The following is a 16,727-nucleotide window of genomic DNA, read 5'->3' as shown; positions in this document are numbered from 1 at the left end:
GGGTTATCCCGGCGGCACGAGTTCCCGTACCTATGAAGGTCCTCGTAACGGACCCCATCGCCGACGCAGGTTTAGCCCGACTCCGTGAGGCGGGTCACGAAGTCGAAACTGCCTACGACGTGGAGGGGGACGCGCTGCTGTCTGCGGTCTCGGACGCCAACGCGCTCGTCGTTCGCTCCGGAACCGACGTGAACGAGGCGGTGTTCGAGGCCGCCCCGGACCTGGTCATCGTCGGGCGGGCCGGCATCGGCGTCGACAACATCGACATCGACGCCGCGACCGAGCACGGCGTCATCGTCGCCAACGCCCCGGAGGGCAACGTCCGGGCCGCCGCCGAGCACACCGTCGCGATGGCGTTCGCCGCGGCGCGCTCGATTCCACAGGCCCACATCCGGCTCAAGGACGGCGAGTGGGCGAAGGGCGACTACCTCGGCACCGAGGTCAACGGCAAGACCCTCGGCGTGGTCGGCCTCGGCCGGGTCGGCCAGGAGGTCGCCAAGAAGCTCGACTCGCTGGGGATGGACCTGGTCGCGTACGACCCCTACATCAGCGAGGACCGCGCCGCCCAGCTCGGCGCCGAGCTCGTCGACCTCGACGAGTGTCTCGACCGCGCGAACTTCCTGACGGTCCACACGCCGCTGACCCCCGAGACCGAGGGGCTCATCTCCGAGGAGGAGCTGGCCCAGATGGAGGGCGGCTACCTCGTCAACTGCGCCCGGGGCGGCGTCGTCGACGAGCCCGCGCTCGCCGAGGCGGTCGCCGACGGCGTGCTCGCCGGCGCGGCGGTCGACGTGTTCGCCGACGAGCCCGTCTCGCCCGACAACCCGCTGCTCGACGTCGAGGACGTGGTGGTCACGCCCCACCTCGGTGCCAGCACCGAGGCCGCCCAGGAGAACGTCGCGACCAGTACCGCCGACCAGGTCGTGGCGGCGTTCAACGAGGAGCCGGTCGTCAACGCGCTGAACGCCCCGTCCATCGACGAGAGCGCGTTCCCCCGGGTCGAACCGTACATCGGCCTCGCGGAGACCGCGGGCAAGATCGCGACCCAGCTGCTCGACCAGCGCATCGACTCCATCGAGGTCCACTACGAGGGCGACATCGCCGAGGAGGACGTCGAGCTCGTGACCGCCAGCGCCCAGAAGGGCGTGTTCCAGCCCCTGGAGTGGCAGGTCAACGCGGTCAACGCCCCGCAGATCGCCGAGGACCGCGGCGTCGAGGTCACCGAGTCCAAGACCCGCCAGACCGAGGACTTCCAGAGCCTCGTCCGGGTGACCGTCTCGGGCGGCGACGAGTCGGTCAGCGTCGAGGGCACCCTGTTCGCGGGCGACGACCCCCGCATCGTCCGCGTCGACGACTACCGGGTCGACGCCATCCCACACGGCCACATGCTGGTGGCCCGCAACAAGGACGAACCGGGCGTCATCGGGTTCATCGGCACCGTGCTGGGCGAGCACGAGGTCAACATCGCGGGGATGTTCAACGCCCGCGAGGCCATCGGCGGCGAGGCGCTGACCGTCTACACGCTCGACGAGTCGCCCCCGGACGAGGCCAAGGAGGCGCTGGAGGCCGACGACCGCATCATCGGCGCGCAGTACATCGAGCTCAACGGTGCGGAGTGAGGCGGTAGAACGGTTCCGAAGACTGATTTTCGCAGTCGCTCTCTTTTCTCAGAACCCTCTCGCGAGGTACTCCGACTCCCACTCGCCCTCGTCGTCCGTCGACTGCTCCCACTCGCTGCGCTTGACCTCGACGTACGACTCGAACAGGGGGTCGCCCATCGCCTCGCGGAGCACGTCGTCGTCGGCGAGCGCCTCGACCGCCTCCTTCAGGGTGGCGGGGAGTCGCTCGATTCCCTGCGACTCGCGCTCCTCGTCACTGAGGTCCGAGGGGTCGCGGTCGAGCGGCTCGCCGGGGTCGAGCTCGCGGTCCACACCGTCGAGCCCGGCAGCGAGCAGGCCGAGCTGGACCAGGTAGGGATTCACGGTGTTGTCGGCGGGCTTGAACTCGATGCGGGTTGTCGCGGCCGGCTTCCGCGAGTCGACCGAGGGGACCCGGACCGCGGCCTCGCGGTTGTCGCGGCCCCAGCAGGCGAACGCCGACGACCACATGCCGGGCGCGAGCCGGTCGTAGGACTCGACCGTGGGCGCGGTCAGCGCCACCAGCGCCGGGGCGTGGTCGAGCACGCCGCCGACGAAGTGGCGGCCGGTCTCGCTCAGCGGGTAGTGGCCGTCGGCGTCCGGGTCGTGGAACGCGTTCTCGCCGTCGCGCCACAGCGAGAGGTGGACGTGACAGCCCGACCCGGGCAGCTGCGGGAAGGGCTTCGGGCGGAAGCTGGTCGCCAGCCCGTGGTCGTCGGCCACCGCGTCGACCGTCTCCTTGAACAGGACGTAGTTGTCCGCGGCCGCGACGCCGGTGTCGTGGTCGACCACGAGCTCCTGCTGGCCGGGGCCGTACTCGGGGTAGTACGCCGCCAGGCCCATCCCCTGGGCCTTGAGCGCGTCCACCGTGTCCGAGATCACGTCGTGGGCGCTGCGCATTCCGGCGGTCGAGAAGCAGGTCGTCTCGTCGAACGGTTCGAGGTCGCCGTCCTCGGTCTCCCGGAGGTAGTAGAACTCGCTCTCGAACGCCGCCGCGGGCGAGAACCCCCGGTCGGCCACCTCGTCGAGGTACCGCTTCAACTGCGCGCGCGGCCCGGCCGCCCACGGCTCGCCGTCGAGGGTCCGGAGGTCCGCCAGCGCGAACGCCGCGCCCTCGTCGTACGGCAGCGGGGTGAACGTCTCGGGGTCGGGCACCACCCGCACCTCGCCGACCGGCCCGTACGAACCGTCGGCCGCCAGCCGGTCGAGCGCGTTGAACGACTGCATCGCCCGGGTGACGTTCACGCCGCTCTCGAAGGCGCCGTCGAGGCCGTCCCGGTCGACGACCCGGCCGCGGGGCACCCCGCTGTTGTTGACGAACGCGATGCGGACGAGCTCCACGTCCTCGGCGTCTGCCGCTCGGAGCACCTCGTCAGTCGTCGTCATGTCGTCTGGCCAAACGAACAGAACGCCCTTATCGACACGTCATGGTGGCAACATCGTCCGATACCTGTGACCTCGTAGTGGGTCACCGCCGATTGACGCGGTCTCCGTTCCGCATCGCGGTCACCGACGCAGCCGCCGCAGGGCGCCCCCTGCGAGGACGACGACCAGTCCGGCGGCGGCGAGCAACCCCAGTCCGGGGGCGAACGAGCCAGTGGTCCCGCGGGACGTCCCGACGATTACGGGGCCCAGGAAGCCGCCGATCTCGCCGACCGCGAAGACGAACCCCATCGCGGTCCCCGTGAGCTCCGAGCCGACCCCGTCGAGCTCCGGGGGAATCGCCCGAACCAGCGGCGAGAGCCCGCCGACGCCGACCCCGGTGGCGACGACGCCCACGAAGGCGAGGGGACCGACGCCGCCGACCGTCAGCCCGAGGCCGCCGGCGAACACGACGAGCCCGCACGCGACCAGGGCGGCCCGCCGGACGGCGTACCGGTCCGCGACCGCGGGGACGGTCGCGACGCCGAGCGCGAACGACGCGACGAAGCCGCTCGCGGTCCGGCCGGCGAGGTCGGCCGGGAGCCCGCGGGCCTCCAGCACGGTCGGGAGCCAGCCCTGGACGCCGTGGTTGACGAGCAGGTACATCGTCCCGACGACCACGACGAGCTGGAGCTCCCGGTGGGCCAGAACCAGCCGGAGGTCGCGGCGGATCGAGTCGATCGAGAACGACGCGTCGCCCTCGGCGGTGCTATCGTCGATGCCGGCCCGCCGCGCGACGGCGTACCAGACGGCGGCGTAGCCGACCGCGACGACGCCGCTCCAGAAGAACAGCGGGCGCCACCCGCCCAGCAGCGGCCCGAGCACCGGCCGACCCACGCCGAACACGGCGGCCGACCCCGCCGACGAGCCGATGAGGTAGATCGACGAGGGCGTTCCCGTGCGCTCGGGCGGGAACAGCACCGAGACGAGCTTCGGGAGCCCGAACGTGACGGCGGTCGCGCCGACCCCGACCAGGAGCGTGGCCGCGAGCAGCGACGGGAACCCCGGTGCTGCGCTCCGGCCGACTTGGGCGACGCCGAACACCAGGACGCCGGCCGCGAGGCTCCGGCCGGGCCCCACGCGGTCGACGACGACTCCCGAGACCAGCGCGAGCGGGACGTACGTCAGCGGGACCGCGCCGACCAGCACCCCGGCCTGCGTGCCGGTCAGTCCGATGTCCGCGATAACGGTCGAGAGGTAGGCCGGCAGCGAGAACCAGACGAACATCAGGCACCCGTACCCGAGCGCCGCGACGATCACGAGGCCGTACGCGCGGCGCGTGCCGTACTCCGGCGTCTCCATCGGGGCGATAGTTGCGAGGAGACGACCAAAAGCCTGTCCGCCCGCCGGGTCGCGTCGGCGGTCCGGTCGGTTCAGACGGTCACCCGGTCGCCTCGGGGCCCGCGTCGACCAGCGCCCACTCGTGGCCGGGCAGAATCTCGTCGGCGCGCTCGGCGACCTCCTTCGCGCTGGCCCACCAGTCGAAGTCGTTCACGGCGCCCCCGCGGCGGAAGGGAGCGTCGTCCCCGCCGTCGAGGTTCTCGAACGTCGGGATCGCGTCCATCGCGATCACGGTCGTCCCCTCGTCCGTGTCGACCGCGACCGACTGGTGGCCGACCGTGTGGCCCGGCGTCGGGAACACCGTGACGCCCGAGCAGATTTCGGTCTCGCCCTCCACGGGCGTCAGGTCGACAGAGAGCCACGGGGGTTCGCGGCCGAGCGACTTGGCCTCGTACCGGGTCGCGTGCATCGGGTAGGGCGCGATGGCGTACGCCAACTCCCGGCGCTGGACGTAGACGGTCGCGCCCCCATCGACGAAGGTGTCGAGGTTGTAGCAGTGGTCCCAGTCGAGGTGCGTGAGCACGACCGCGTCCACGTCGCCCGGCTCGTACCCCTCGCCGGCGAGCGCCGCCTCGACGGTCTGGCCGTCGTCGCGCCGGCAGTCGAACCCCGGATGCAGGTCGTTCATCCGGTCGACGTCGCCGAAGCTGGTGTCGACCAGCACCGTCCGCTCGGCCTCGACGAGGAACGAGAGCGAGGGCGCGACGATCTCGACGCCGGTCTCCCCGGCGACGAGGACGCTCTTGTCCATCGTCAGCGAGCCGCAGCACAGCGGGGTCACGGTGGGTGTCATGGCTCGCCGTGGGAGGCGCGGACGGATAAACCTCCGGCGTCGCCACCGTCGCTCGTCGTCGCGAGGGTCACTCCGCGGTCGCACGCGCCGGCACGCGACCGCAAGGGTCACCGGGGCCGGAACGATTTTTCCGGTCGAACCGATACCGACCGACAATGCGGGTCGAAACGCTGGGCGACGGCACGCCGGAGGTAGCGGTCGCGGGCGCCATCCACGGCGACGAACCGTGCGGCGTCCGCGCCATCGAGCGGTTCCTCGAATCGGATCTCGCCGACGCGGTCGAGCGACCGGTGAAGCTGATCGTCGCCAACGAGCGGGCGCTGGACGCGGGCGAGCGCTACGTCGAGGCCGACGTGAATCGGGTGTTCCCGGGCGACCCCGACAGCGAGGTCCACGAGGAGCGGCTGGCCCACGACCTCCTGGCCGAGATCGACGGCTGCGCGACGCTGGGCTTCCACTCGACGGTCTCGACCGACGAGGCGTTCGGGACGCTCGCCGACCTCACGCCCCGGAAGGCCGAGATAATGCGGGCGCTGCCGGTGGCCCACGCCGCCGACTTCACCGGCGTCGTCGAGGGGCGGAGCGTCAACCTCCCCGAGTTCGTGAACGTCGAGGCGGGCTACCAGGGCTCGGCGCAGGCGGCCGCGAACGCCTACGACTGCCTGGTGGCCTACCTCCGACTGACGGACGTCCTGCCCGGCGCGCCCGACCCGACGCCGACCGACTGCTACCGGGTCCGGGAGGTCGTCCGGAAGGACCCCGGCGCCGACTACGAGGTGTACGCCGAGAACTTCGAGCGGGTCGCCCCGGGCGAGGCGTACGCCGCGACGACCGACGGCGACCGCGAACTCGCGGCCGACCGGGAGTTCTGGCCGGTGCTCATGTCGGCCACCGGCCACTCGTCGCTGCTGGGGTACGAGGCCGACTACGCCGGCGAGATCGGCGACGTCGCGAGCGGTGACGCCGACGGACCGACCGCGAAGGGCGACGAGCAGTCCGGGACGCCGACGAGCGACTGACGCCGCGCCGGTCCGGCGCGACCGCCGCTTTTTACTGTCGTCGTTGATACCGCTCGTACATGAGACACCTCGGCCTGAAGGCACGAATGGCGGTCGTCGGGTCGATGCTGTTCGCGCTTTACGCCGTCGCGGCGGTCGTCGCGATGGGCGCGTTCGGCTTCCCGCTGTGGCTCGTCGCGCTCGGGAGCCTCGCCTTCGTCGGCGTCCAGTACAAGATCGGCAAGTGGGCCGCGCTCCGGAGCGTCGGCGCGGAGGAGATGCCCGAGGAGCGCTTCCCCGACGTGCACCGGCGCGTCGAACGACTCAGCGACGACATGGGCATCGACAAGCCGCGGCTGATGGTCGCCCGGATGGGCGTCCCCAACGCCTTCGCGGTCGGGCGGAAGGGCGCGGGCACCGTGGTCGTGTCGGAGGAACTCCTCCAGTTGCTCGACCCCGACGAGGTCGAGGGCGTCCTCGCGCACGAGCTCGCCCACATCCGGAACCGGGACGTGGTGATGATGGTGCTCGGGCAGGGCGTCGCCTCCATCGTCGCCATCGTCGCCCAGTGGGCGGTCCTGCTCACCGGCGACAACGACCTCGCGGACTTCTTCCTCGCCATGGTCGTGGGCCAGATAACCCAGATGCTCGTGATGGTGTTCGTGTTCGCCATCTCGCGGTACCGGGAGTACGTCGCCGACCGCGACGCCGCCGACGAGATCGGCGGCGGCGAACCGCTGGCCAGCGCCCTCGAGAAGATCAGTCGGGGGAGCGAGCGCGCCCGCGAGTCGGAGATCGACTCCGAGGTCAACGCCCTGTGCATCTTCGGCGAGGAGTCCGGCCTCGCCCGCCTGTTCGCCAGCCACCCGCCGGTCGAGAAGCGCATCGAGCGACTGCGTAACTGACCGAACCGCCCCAACGATGGACCTCCGCACCGCGCTGGCCGCCGTTCTCGGCGTCGGCCTCGGCCTGTTCGTCCTCGCGTATCCGGAGGCGGTCGTCCGGATGCACGCCGCGGGACGGCGACCGACCGGCCGCGGCGGCGAGTACGGCGAGGACTCGCCCGCGACCGACCGCTGGCGGCTGGTGGTCCGGGTCGTCGGCGTCGCGCTCGTCGCGGCGGGGCTCTACTTCGGGGCGACGGCGCTCTGACACCCCGTCTGCCCTGCCGGAAAAGCCGCACTGAAATAGCCCCTCGTCCTTGCTCCGACAGTGTCACACGGTCGCGCCGACGAGACGGACGAGGAGGCCGGCGAGCGGCTGCTGACCGGCTACACCGGCCGGCTCCTGCTCACCGTCTCGCTCGGCTGGACCGCCATCCAGACCGGCCGGCTCGTGCTCTCGCCGCTGCTGGGGAACGTGATGACCGACCTCCGCATCACCGAGTTCCAGGCGGGGCTGGCGTTCACGCTGCTCTGGGGGCTGTACGCGATGGGCCAGTACCCCAGCGGCCGGCTCTCCGACCGGCTGACCCGCAAGAGCCTGCTGGTCGCCGGCCTCTCGCTGGTCGTCGTCGGCTTCGCCGCCCTCGCGAGCGCCCCCACCTACCCGTTCTACCTGCTCGGCGCGGCCGTCATCGGGGTCGGCGCGGGACTCTACCCGACCCCGGCGCGGGCGCTGGTGTCGGACCTGTTCGTCGACCGCCGCGGGGAGGCGTTCGGGCTCCACACCGCCTCGGGAGACGTCGGCGGCGCGGCCGCGGCCGGCCTCGCAGTCGCGGTGCTCGCGGTCGGGACTTGGCGCACCGCCTACGTCCCGGTCGTCGCTGTGCTCGCCGGCACCGCGCTGGCGCTGCACGTCTGGGCCCGCGAGGCGTACGACCGGCCCCGGACCGACCGGGAAGCGGTCGCCGCCGGCGTCGACGACGCCCGGACGACCGCGGCCCGGCTCTGGCGCAACCGGCGGCTGCGGTGGTACCTGCTGGCCTACGCGCTGTACGCGTTCACCTGGCAGAGCGCCGCCGGCTTCCTGCCGACGTTCCTCCGGGTGGCCAAGGGGTTCCCGGCCGACCTGGCCAGCGGCGGGTTCGCGGCGCTGTTCGTGGTCGGGGCGGTCGTCAAGCCCCTCGCGGGGTCGCTGGGCGACCGGTTCCCCCGGGCGGGCGTCGCCGCGGGCGCGCTGACGGTCGCGGCAGCCGCGCTCGCGGGGCTGCTGTCGGCCTCGGGAACCCTCGCGGTCGGCCTCGCCGTGATCGCCTTCGCGGCCGGCCTGATGGCGTACCCGCCGGTGATGCAGGCGCTGCTGATGGACACGTTCCCGGACGGCAGCATGGGCGGGGACCTCGGCGCGACCCGGAGCGTCTACATCGGGCTCGGGAGCCTCGGGCCGAGCTACGTCGGCTTCGTCGCGGGCCGGCTGTCCTACGAGGCGGCGTTCGCCGGCCTGCTGGGCTGTCTGCTGGTGAGCGCCGTGGTCGTCGTGGGACTCGCCCGGAGCAGATAGCTGACGGCCCTCGGATCCGGTGCCGGCGAGCCGCGAATCGTCGCCGACCGGTGTCGGCTCGCTACGACCGCGGCGCGGCCGGCGTCTCGACGCCCCGGACCTCGAACCGCGCTCCGCCGGCCTCGTTCTCGGTCGCGCTGACCGTCCAGCCGTGGCGGTCGGCGACGTCACTGACCACCGCGAGCCCCACGCCGGTCCCGCCCGCCGACGTGGTGAACCCCCGCTCGAACACTCGCTCGCGGTCGTCCTCGGGGATGCCCGGCCCGTCGTCGGCCACGTAGAACCCTGCGCCGTCGTCGAGCGACCCGACCGTGACGGTCACGCCGGATTCGCCGTGCTCCACCGGATTCTCGTGAGCCTGCGAACGAGGGCTCGTGGAGCCGTGCTCCACGGCGTTCCGGAACAGGTTCTCGAAGGCGCTGGTGAGCCGTCCCTCGTCGGCCACCACCGCGACGTCGGCCCCGTCGAACGCCAGCTCGGCGCCGCCGGTGTCGACGTTCCGCCAGGCGCCCTCGGCGACCGCCCGGAGGTCGAGCCGGTCCCGGGACGCCGGCTCGTCGCCCGTCGCCACCGCGAGGACCTCGTCGATGATCGCTTCCATGCGGTCGTGGGCCGACTCGACCGCGGCGAGGCGCTCGGCGACCGCGTCGGGGTCGTCGGCCTCGCGCGCGAGCTCGGCGTTGCCCTGCGCGACGTTGAGCGGGTTCCGGAGGTCGTGGGCGATGGTGTGGCCGACCTCCTCGAGCTGCTCGTTCTGGCGTTCGAGCCGCCGTTCGTTGCGTCTGCGCCGGGTCACGTCCCGGAGCAGTAGCGCGGTCCCCGCGGTCGAGTCGTTCGACAGCGACGAGGACTGCACGTCGAAGTGCCGGCGCTCGCCGTCGGGATTCTCGACGACGACCGTCGCGTCGGAGTCCTCGTCGTGGCAGTCGACGAGAGCGGCGCACTCCTCGCAGACCTCGGCCACGGGTCGACCGACCATCGCGTCGGTGCGCTCCCACCCGAACAGGGCGCCGGCCGCGGGGTTGGCGTCGGCGATGCGCTCCTCGTCGTCGAGGACGACGACGGGGTCGTCCATCTTCTCGAACACCGTCGTCCGACCGACAGGCGCCGCGCCGAGGAAGTCGTACTCCGCGATGGCGTAGGCGAACGCCACCCCGGACACCGCGAAGAACGCCTCCGGTTCGACGGTCAGTCGACCGGTGAAGAACAGCCATGTGGCGGTCCACGGGACGGTGGTCCCCGCGACCACGGCGAGCGTCTGCCGGCGGTAGAGCCGGCGCGACCGGACCAATCCGTGGAAGAACACGACCGTCCCGAGTCCCGACACCAGGTTCGAGTAGATCCAGGACGCCCAGAACGCCGGGCCGAACGTCCGGCGGAGCGAGGCGTTCCCGCCGACGGTGACGACCTCGCTCGACGCGTGGACCAGGTGGTGGTACGGGTTCGTCCACGCGAGGACCGCCGCCGCGACGAGCGGAACCGCCAGCGCCGCGAGCGTCCGCGGGTTCGCCCATTCCTCGCGGCCCGTGTACTCGCAGGCGAGCGCGAACCACGCGATCGGGACGACGATGATACCCAGATACTGGACGTCGACCCACAGCAGTTTCCCCGCCAGCGTCGTACTCGCGGCCTGGAGCGCGTTTCCGGCGGTCCAGACGCACGCCGCCCCGTTGAACGCCGCGACCGGGAGGCCGCCCGGCCGCCCGCGGCGCCGCCAGGCGAACGCGGCGACCCCGCCGGTGACGAGCGCGGCGAGCATCGACAGGACGACGTCGTTCGTGATCTGCATCTTTCTCCGAGTTGAACCGATTATTCCGAGCCAAATATATAAACGTCCGGACGGAATTATCACTGGCTGAATTCCGTGTCGCTGCGTCCCGTTCTCGGTCGGACCGGGTTCTTAGCAAAAATTGCCTGCCCCTAGAAAAGCTGCGTCGGGCCCGTGCGGCGGGCCGCGGTCGTCCCGGCGGACGCTATCGGAGACTGCGCCCGAAACGCGCGAGCAGTCCGGTCGGCTCGCGGTCGTCCGGGTCCTCCCCGCCGTCGCGGCCCGCTCGCCCGGTCCGCCACGCCCCGCCGGGTCGGTCGCGGTCGGACCCGTCTCGGGCCGCCAGAATCCGCTCGTAGCGCTCGACCACCGCGTCCAGCCTGGACTCCGCCCGCTCCAGTTGCCGTTCGAGCGCGGCCACCTCGTCGATCAGGCGGGCGCGCTCGGCCAGCAGGTCGGCGTACTCGGCCTCGTACTCCCGGCAGGGGCGCTCGCGCCGGTCGTCGAGGTCGGACCGTACCTGTTCGTGGACTCGTCGGGGGTAGACCGCGACCACGAGTTCGTCGTCGGGGTCGGCGCCGTCCTCGCCATCGGAAGTCCGGTAATTGTCCTCGCTGTCGAGCGACTGTCGGTCTGGGGTCGGTTCGGCGTCGTGAGCGCGCTCGGGAGTCTCGGTACTCACGCATTGTTACACGGTGGCAAGGGCAAAAAAGTCGCGTCAGACGAGTAGATGACGCGTCAGACGGGCGAACGACGCCGTTTCGACTGCAGATGGCTGCCGGGACGCGCCGAGGGTCGTCTAGGTCGTCGTCACTTCGCGAGGTGGTCGAGCACGCCGTCGGTGTCGGCCGGCACGGGCTCGGGGTCGGCGCCCGCGGCCGCGGCGGCGTCGGGGTCCTTCAGCAGGTGGCCGGTCGTCAGACAGACGACCCGCTCGTCGCTCCCGATCTCGCCCGACTCGCGGAGCTTTCGGAGGCCCGCCACCGAGGCCGCGCTGGCGGGCTCGACGCCGACGCCGTCCCGTGCGAGCGCGCACTGGGCGTCGGTGATCTCCTCGTCCGAGACGGCGACCGCGGTGCCGCCGGTCTCCCGGATGCCCGGCAGCGCCTTCGGCGCGTTGACCGGGTTGCCGATGCGGATGGCGGTCGCGCGGGTCTCGACGTCCTCCCAGCGCCGGATCTCGTCGCTGCCCTCCTCGATCGCCTCGACCATCGGGGCCGCGCCCTCGGCCTGGACGCCGGTCAGGGTCGGCACCTCCTCGGGGGCGAGCGACCCGGCCGCGACCAGTTCGCGGAACGCCTTGTAGAGCGCGGCGGTGTTGCCGGCGTTGCCGACGGGGAGGACGATGCGGTCGGGCAGGTCGCCCGTCTGGTCGCGGAACTGTTCGAGTATCTCGAGGCCGATGGTCTTCTGGCCCTCGAGCCGGAAGGGATTGAGCGAGTTCAGCAGGTACGCCTCTCCGCGGTCGGCCAGGTCCGAGACGACGTCGAGGCAGGCGTCGAAGTTGCCGTCGACCTCCAGGATGCGCGCGCCGTGGAGGCTGGCCTGCGCGACCTTGCCGGCGGCGACCTTGCCCGCGGGCAGGAGGACGAGCACCTGCGTGCCGGCCCGGGCGCCGTAGCACGCCAGCGCCGCGCTCGTGTTGCCCGTCGACGCGCAGGCGAGCCGGCCGACGCCCAGCTCCTCGGCGACCCGGACGCCCACGGTCATCCCGCGGTCCTTGAAGCTCCCGGTCGGGTTCATCCCCTCGTGCTTGACCCGGAGGTCCGCGACCCCGACCTCGTCCTCGATGGTCGGCACCTCGTAGAGGGGCGTGTCGCCCTCCTCGATGCTCACGCCCGCGTCGAACGGGAGCGCGTCGGCGTACCGCCAGACGCCCCGCTCGTCGGACTCTGCGAAGTCCTCGAGGGTCGGGAGGTCGGCGTACCGGACCTCCAGCAGGCTCTCGCAGTCGGGACACCGGTACCGGACCTCCTCGAAGGGCGCGCCGGTCCAGTCGCAGTCGATGCAGGCCAGCCAGACGCCGTCGTCGGCCGCGTCCGGCGCCGCCTCGGTCGCGGCGGCGGAGAGCGTCAGTTCGGTCATCTGGTGGGGGAAGGCGATGGAGGGGGAAAAAGGGGTTGGTCGGTGGCAGATTTGTCTCGAGCCGCCCGGCGAGCGGTCTCTCTGCCGGGTCCGGACCGATACCGTCGCGGGCCGCCGCCGATTCTCTCCGCCGGCCCACCGCACGGCGTTCACTCGGGGCCGCCGAAGTCGTCGATGCGGCCGTGGACGAACTCGGTCCAGGCGTCGAGTTCCTCGTGGAGGCGCTCGCGGACCGCGGGCAGCGGCTCGGCGACGTGGCAGTAGACGTGGCCGCCGCCGTCCAGCAGCGTCCGGCGGCGCTCGACCAGTTCCTTCTCCCGCAGGGTCGACAGCGAGCGGCTGACGTTGCTCCGGTCGCGGTCGAGTTCGTCGGCCAGCTCCTCGACGGTGCTGTCCGGGGCGTCGAGCAGCGTCAGGTACGTCTCGGTCTCGTGCTCCTGGATGCCGAAGACGCACCGCATCACGTCGGCGAACCCCGGATCCTCGACGAGCATCAACTCGCGGAACGACTCGGGGTGTGACATGGTGTCCCATTCCACTGGCCAGCACTTAGAACCATTCCCGGGTGTGCGCTCGACCTGCACGTTCGCCCTGCCGATATGCCGTGAGTGGGTGTACAGCGGCACGTGGCGTCGGAAACCACCACCGCGGTCGAAACGCCTGACGAACACCTCGCGTGGCGGGGCGGCGCTCGTCATGCCCCTCTGGCTCGGTGCGGTCGGCTCGCCCGCCAGCCCGCCGTTCCCGAACGTGAACGTCCAGGGCCTCGTCGGTCACCTCGTCTACGGCCTCGTGGTCGGCGCCGCGTTCCCGTACGTCCGGAGGCTGTAGGTCAAAGTTCGAGCAGCAGTTCTCCGTCGTCCTCCTCGAACGCGGTCCCGAACTCGGCCGACAGTTCTCGCATCCGCGACCGGCTCCAGGCCGCGGCCGCCGCCCCCGCCTCGTGGACCGCGAAATCGCGGATTTCCGTCGGCAGGAGTCGCAGTTCGGTCACTCCGGCGTCTTCCACGACTACCTCGAACAGGAAGCTCCGGTCGTTCCGCAACTCGTCGTCAACGGCGTAGTCGTCCACGAAGTCGCCGCAGTCGTACAGGATCGGCGTTCCGTTGCGGACCTCGATGCCCTGGAAGACGTGGGCGCTGTGGCCGTGGACGAGGTCGACGCCGCGCTCGGCCAACCACCGGCCGAACGCCCGGAAGTGGTCGGGCGGCTCCTCGACCATGTTCGGACCCCAGTGGAGCGAGGCCACCAGCAGGTCGGGGTCGGTCTCCCGGGCGCGGGCCAGCATCTCCGCCATCGTTTCGCGGGCCTCGACCTCCTTCGAGAGGTCGAGGTAGGCGGTGCCGGGGCCGTCCTCGCCCGCGGTCTCCGGTCCCGCGGCGAACTCCGGCGTGTTGTCGGTCGCCGAGACGAACGCGACGCGGAGGCTGTCGATGTCGCCATCGCCGTGCGCCGTGTCTATCTCGACCGTCGCCGGGGCGCGGGCCGCCTCGCGGTCCGGCCCGGCGCCCGACCGGGCGACGCCCGCCGCGTCGAGGTGGTCGAGCGTGTCGAGCAATGCGGTCTCGCCGTAGTCCAGCAGGTGGTTGTTCGCGAGGTTCGCCCAGTCGACGCCGGCCGCGTCGAGCGCGGGCACGGCCCAGTCGGGATCGGCCCGGAAGTGGAACGGTCGGCGGGTCCGGGTCCACTGCTCGCCGCGGGTCGACAGGCAGCACTCCAGGTTGACGAACAGGCCGTCGAGCGCCCGCAGACGGTCGAGCAGGTCGCCCCAGACCGCGGCCGGCGCCCGGCGCTCGCGGCGCTGGCGCTCGTCGACCTTCCGGCCGAGCATCACGTCGCCCGCGAAGCCGAGCCGTGGCACTCGTTTCCACCCCTCCGTTTCGATTGGAGGCTCACCGGCAAAAACGTCCGGTTCGGCGCGGCCGAGTCGGCCGAAATCTGTCCGACTTGTTGTGTCCGTCCCCCGGCAGCTTCCGGCGTCCCGTCCCGACGCGTCACCCCGGTCGCTCGGTTCGGGGAGGCGAACGCGGCTTTCGGGGTCTGTCCTGTCCGTTTCCATCGGATACGTGTATCTCCTCTCCGGACCTCCAGGGCCGCATGGCTTCGAGAAATCCCACCGAACCCCTCGCCGGCGAGGAGACCATCGAACGTGGCGTGACCGTCGAACGGACGTGGTCGAACGCGGTCCTCGGCGGGGTCGCAGGCGGTCTCGTCTGCGGCGTCCTGCTCCAGGCGATGGGGACGATGCCGACAATCGCGTCGCTGTACGGGCCGGAGGGCGCGACCGCCGGCTGGGTCGCCCACCTGTTCCACAGCGTCGTGTTCGCGCTCGTCTTCGCGGCCGCCCTGGGTCGCACGGACTACCGCGACGCCGGACTCGTCCCGATCACGGCGCTGGGCGTCGGCTACGGCGTCGTCCTCTGGACCGTCGCCGCGGCGGTCGCGATGCCCCTGTGGCTGGGGGCGCTCGGCCTCGACGCGCCGGCGGTGCCGAACCTCGACGCGCTCATGCTCGTCGGTCACGTCCTCTACGGCGCCGTGCTCGGCGCGGTGTTCGCCCTGGCCCGGCGGGGCTGAGCCGCGGGGCCGGCGGTAATCCGGATTTCCGGCGGCCGACCGCCCCGAGGCCCGCCCACGTGACCGCCGCGGGAATCGCTCGGCGTCCCGCCGCGGAGGTGTCGATAAATCACAACTTTCGGGCCGCAATCGGTCGTGACTTCCCGTCAGCGCCGTGAACCGTCCGAACGAACGCGCCGATTTTTGGGTCGCGGTACCACATCACGACCTATGGCCGGAACGGAGACCGCGGTTCGGCGCGACCGACGCGGCGTCCACCGGTGGGTCGGCGGCGCACTCGCCGGCCTCGCAGCGGGAATCGCCTTCGGGCTCTACCTCCAGTTCGCGATCGGCCTCTTCCCGCCGGTCGACGGTCCCGGCGGCGTCGAGCGACTGGCGACCGACTGGGCGGTCCACCTGTTCCACAGCGTCGTGTTCGCGCTGGTCTACGCCGGCGTCGCCAGCTGGCCGCCCGCGGCCGGATACGCCGACCGACCCGCCACGGGCGCGGTGCTCGGCGCGGGCTACGGGGCGGCGGTCTGGCTGGTCGCGGTCGGCGTCGCGCTCGCGTTCTGGACCGCCGCGAACGCTGTCTGGGTCCTGCCGATTCCGACCCCCAGCCTCGCCAGCCTCGCCGGTCACGTCCTCTACGGCGTGGTCCTCGGCGCGGCCTTCGCGGTCGTCCGGCGGGCGTGACCCGGGCGCACGACGCGAAAAGTGTCGTTGCTGGTTCCGCGCGCATCGCTCGCTCCGCCGCGACGCCGGACCGTCGCGCTACTCTTCGTCCTGGATGGTCCGGTCCGTGTCCCCGCCGGTGGCCTCGTTGTACATCTGCGCGATGGTCTTCTCGAGCTGCGGGTTGCCGCCGCCGGGCTGGGTGCCGAACGAGAACTCGCCCTTGCCGTCGATGGAGACTCCCTCAGTCCAGCGCTCGTGGGGGTCCTCGCGGTCCTCCCGGAACGTGGACATGAACTCGTAGTTGTACTCCTGGTTCTCCTTCTCCTGGTCGAAACTCGCGGGCACGGGCACGGTCTCGCCCATCTCCTCGAGGGCGGCGTGCCACTGGTTCTGGTGCATCGTGTCGCGGGCGATGAGGTACGACAGCATGTCCTTCATCCCCTCGTCGTCAGTCATCTCGTACAACCGGGTCGCCAGCAGCCGGCCGGTCGACTCGGCCATGATGTTGGCGTACATGTCGGCCGCGAGGTTCCCGCTGGCGACGATGAAGTTCCCGCTGAAGGCGTTGCCGTTCGCGTCGACCGGCATCGCGTGGAGCCCGGCCGACAGCGCCTGCCGGGGCTGGCCGCCCTGCATCATCGCGTCGATGACGGCGTCGTTCTCGCGGGCCTCCCGGCGGACCTCGTCGGGCGCCCCCTGGAGGTTCTTCGTGACGGCCGTGGCCAGCATCTCGATGTGGCCCAGCTCCTCGGCCGCTGTCTCCATCAGCAGGTTGCGGTACTCCTGCTTCTCCTTCGGTTGCCCGAACGCCTGGAACATGTACTGGAGCGCGACCCGCATCTCGCCCTCGACGCCGCCGATGGCTTGCTGCAGCATCTTCGCGAAGTACGGGTCCGGATCCTCGACCTCAACTTCGTACTGGAGTTCGTTGTCGTGGTAGAACACTGGTTCTCCCCCGGGGAGACCAACGGCGGGGAGGTCATAGTGAGTTTTGGCTGATGACATTT

The 16,727-nt window shown here is 71.5% G+C and carries 17 protein-coding genes; 8 read left to right on the top strand and 9 right to left on the bottom strand.

Annotated features, from left to right (window positions below):
* The first annotated feature begins 32 nt into the window (after positions 1-32).
* Complete coding sequence (gene serA / locus DVR07_RS15605; protein ID WP_115798189.1) at positions 33-1,619, top strand: phosphoglycerate dehydrogenase; 1,587 nt, start codon at positions 33-35, stop codon at positions 1,617-1,619.
* Positions 1,620-1,667: 48 nt separating this feature from the next.
* On the opposite strand, the gene glnA2 is transcribed toward serA, so the two are convergent.
* The 3 genes from glnA2 to DVR07_RS15590 all read right to left on the bottom strand — a co-directional run bounded on the left by glnA2 (position 1,668) and on the right by DVR07_RS15590 (position 5,193).
* Complete coding sequence (gene glnA2, locus DVR07_RS15600) at positions 1,668-3,023, bottom strand: gamma-glutamylputrescine synthetase (protein WP_115798188.1); 1,356 nt, start codon at positions 3,021-3,023, stop codon at positions 1,668-1,670.
* A 120-nt stretch (positions 3,024-3,143) separates the two neighbouring features.
* On the bottom strand, positions 3,144-4,361 hold the full coding sequence (locus DVR07_RS15595; protein WP_115798187.1) for an MFS transporter: 1,218 nt from the start codon (positions 4,359-4,361) through the stop codon (positions 3,144-3,146).
* Positions 4,362-4,440: 79 nt separating this feature from the next.
* Complete coding sequence (locus DVR07_RS15590; protein ID WP_115798186.1) at positions 4,441-5,193, bottom strand: N-acyl homoserine lactonase family protein; 753 nt, start codon at positions 5,191-5,193, stop codon at positions 4,441-4,443.
* Between the two features lie 155 nt (positions 5,194-5,348).
* Between DVR07_RS15590 and DVR07_RS15585 the strand changes: the two genes are divergently transcribed.
* Genes DVR07_RS15585 through DVR07_RS15570 form a run of 4 tightly spaced genes read left to right on the top strand, consistent with a single transcriptional unit; the run spans position 5,349 to position 8,633 of the window.
* Positions 5,349-6,212 carry a succinylglutamate desuccinylase/aspartoacylase domain-containing protein gene (locus DVR07_RS15585; protein WP_115798185.1) on the top strand — a complete coding sequence of 288 codons (864 nt, stop codon included), beginning with the start codon at positions 5,349-5,351 and terminating at the stop codon, positions 6,210-6,212.
* A gap of 59 nt (positions 6,213-6,271) precedes the next feature.
* On the top strand, positions 6,272-7,096 hold the full coding sequence (locus DVR07_RS15580; RefSeq protein WP_115798184.1) for a M48 family metallopeptidase: 825 nt from the start codon (positions 6,272-6,274) through the stop codon (positions 7,094-7,096).
* Positions 7,097-7,112: 16 nt separating this feature from the next.
* Positions 7,113-7,343 carry a hypothetical protein gene (locus DVR07_RS15575; RefSeq protein ID WP_115798183.1) on the top strand — a complete coding sequence of 77 codons (231 nt, stop codon included), beginning with the start codon at positions 7,113-7,115 and terminating at the stop codon, positions 7,341-7,343.
* A 60-nt stretch (positions 7,344-7,403) separates the two neighbouring features.
* On the top strand, positions 7,404-8,633 hold the full coding sequence (locus DVR07_RS15570; RefSeq protein WP_115798182.1) for an MFS transporter: 1,230 nt from the start codon (positions 7,404-7,406) through the stop codon (positions 8,631-8,633).
* Between the two features lie 61 nt (positions 8,634-8,694).
* Here the strand turns inward: DVR07_RS15570 and DVR07_RS15565 are convergent, their stop codons facing one another.
* The 4 genes from DVR07_RS15565 to DVR07_RS15550 form a co-directional block, all read right to left on the bottom strand.
* Positions 8,695-10,422 (bottom strand): histidine kinase N-terminal 7TM domain-containing protein, encoded by a 1,728-nt coding sequence (locus DVR07_RS15565; RefSeq protein WP_115798181.1) that lies wholly within the window; start codon positions 10,420-10,422, stop codon positions 8,695-8,697.
* A gap of 184 nt (positions 10,423-10,606) precedes the next feature.
* Positions 10,607-11,083, bottom strand: coding sequence for a hypothetical protein (locus DVR07_RS15560; protein ID WP_115798180.1), 477 nt, complete (start codon positions 11,081-11,083; stop codon positions 10,607-10,609).
* A 128-nt stretch (positions 11,084-11,211) separates the two neighbouring features.
* Positions 11,212-12,486, bottom strand: a complete 1,275-nt coding sequence (gene thrC / locus DVR07_RS15555) for a threonine synthase (RefSeq protein WP_115798179.1) — start codon at positions 12,484-12,486, stop codon at positions 11,212-11,214.
* 149 nt (positions 12,487-12,635) lie between these two features.
* Complete coding sequence (locus DVR07_RS15550) at positions 12,636-13,010, bottom strand: helix-turn-helix domain-containing protein (protein WP_115798178.1); 375 nt, start codon at positions 13,008-13,010, stop codon at positions 12,636-12,638.
* 172 nt (positions 13,011-13,182) lie between these two features.
* Between DVR07_RS15550 and DVR07_RS15545 the strand changes: the two genes are divergently transcribed.
* Positions 13,183-13,317, top strand: a complete 135-nt coding sequence (locus tag DVR07_RS15545; RefSeq protein WP_394338818.1) for a hypothetical protein — start codon at positions 13,183-13,185, stop codon at positions 13,315-13,317.
* Between the two features lies 1 nt (position 13,318).
* On the opposite strand, the gene DVR07_RS15540 is transcribed toward DVR07_RS15545, so the two are convergent.
* Complete coding sequence (locus DVR07_RS15540; protein WP_240318891.1) at positions 13,319-14,347, bottom strand: CapA family protein; 1,029 nt, start codon at positions 14,345-14,347, stop codon at positions 13,319-13,321.
* A gap of 236 nt (positions 14,348-14,583) precedes the next feature.
* Between DVR07_RS15540 and DVR07_RS15535 the strand changes: the two genes are divergently transcribed.
* Both DVR07_RS15535 and DVR07_RS15530 read left to right on the top strand, forming a co-directional pair.
* Positions 14,584-15,063: a hypothetical protein gene (locus DVR07_RS15535; RefSeq protein ID WP_115798176.1), complete on the top strand. Its 480-nt coding sequence runs from the start codon at positions 14,584-14,586 to the stop codon at positions 15,061-15,063.
* Between the two features lie 210 nt (positions 15,064-15,273).
* Positions 15,274-15,738, top strand: coding sequence for a hypothetical protein (locus DVR07_RS15530; RefSeq protein WP_115798175.1), 465 nt, complete (start codon positions 15,274-15,276; stop codon positions 15,736-15,738).
* A gap of 78 nt (positions 15,739-15,816) precedes the next feature.
* On the opposite strand, the gene DVR07_RS15525 is transcribed toward DVR07_RS15530, so the two are convergent.
* Positions 15,817-16,665, bottom strand: coding sequence for a manganese catalase family protein (locus tag DVR07_RS15525; protein ID WP_115798174.1), 849 nt, complete (start codon positions 16,663-16,665; stop codon positions 15,817-15,819).
* Positions 16,666-16,727 lie beyond the last annotated feature (62 nt).

The sequence above is a fragment of the Halorussus rarus genome, assembly GCF_003369835.1.
Classification (GTDB): domain Archaea; phylum Halobacteriota; class Halobacteria; order Halobacteriales; family Haladaptataceae; genus Halorussus; species Halorussus rarus.
This window is presented reverse-complemented; position numbering and strand designations above follow the sequence as displayed.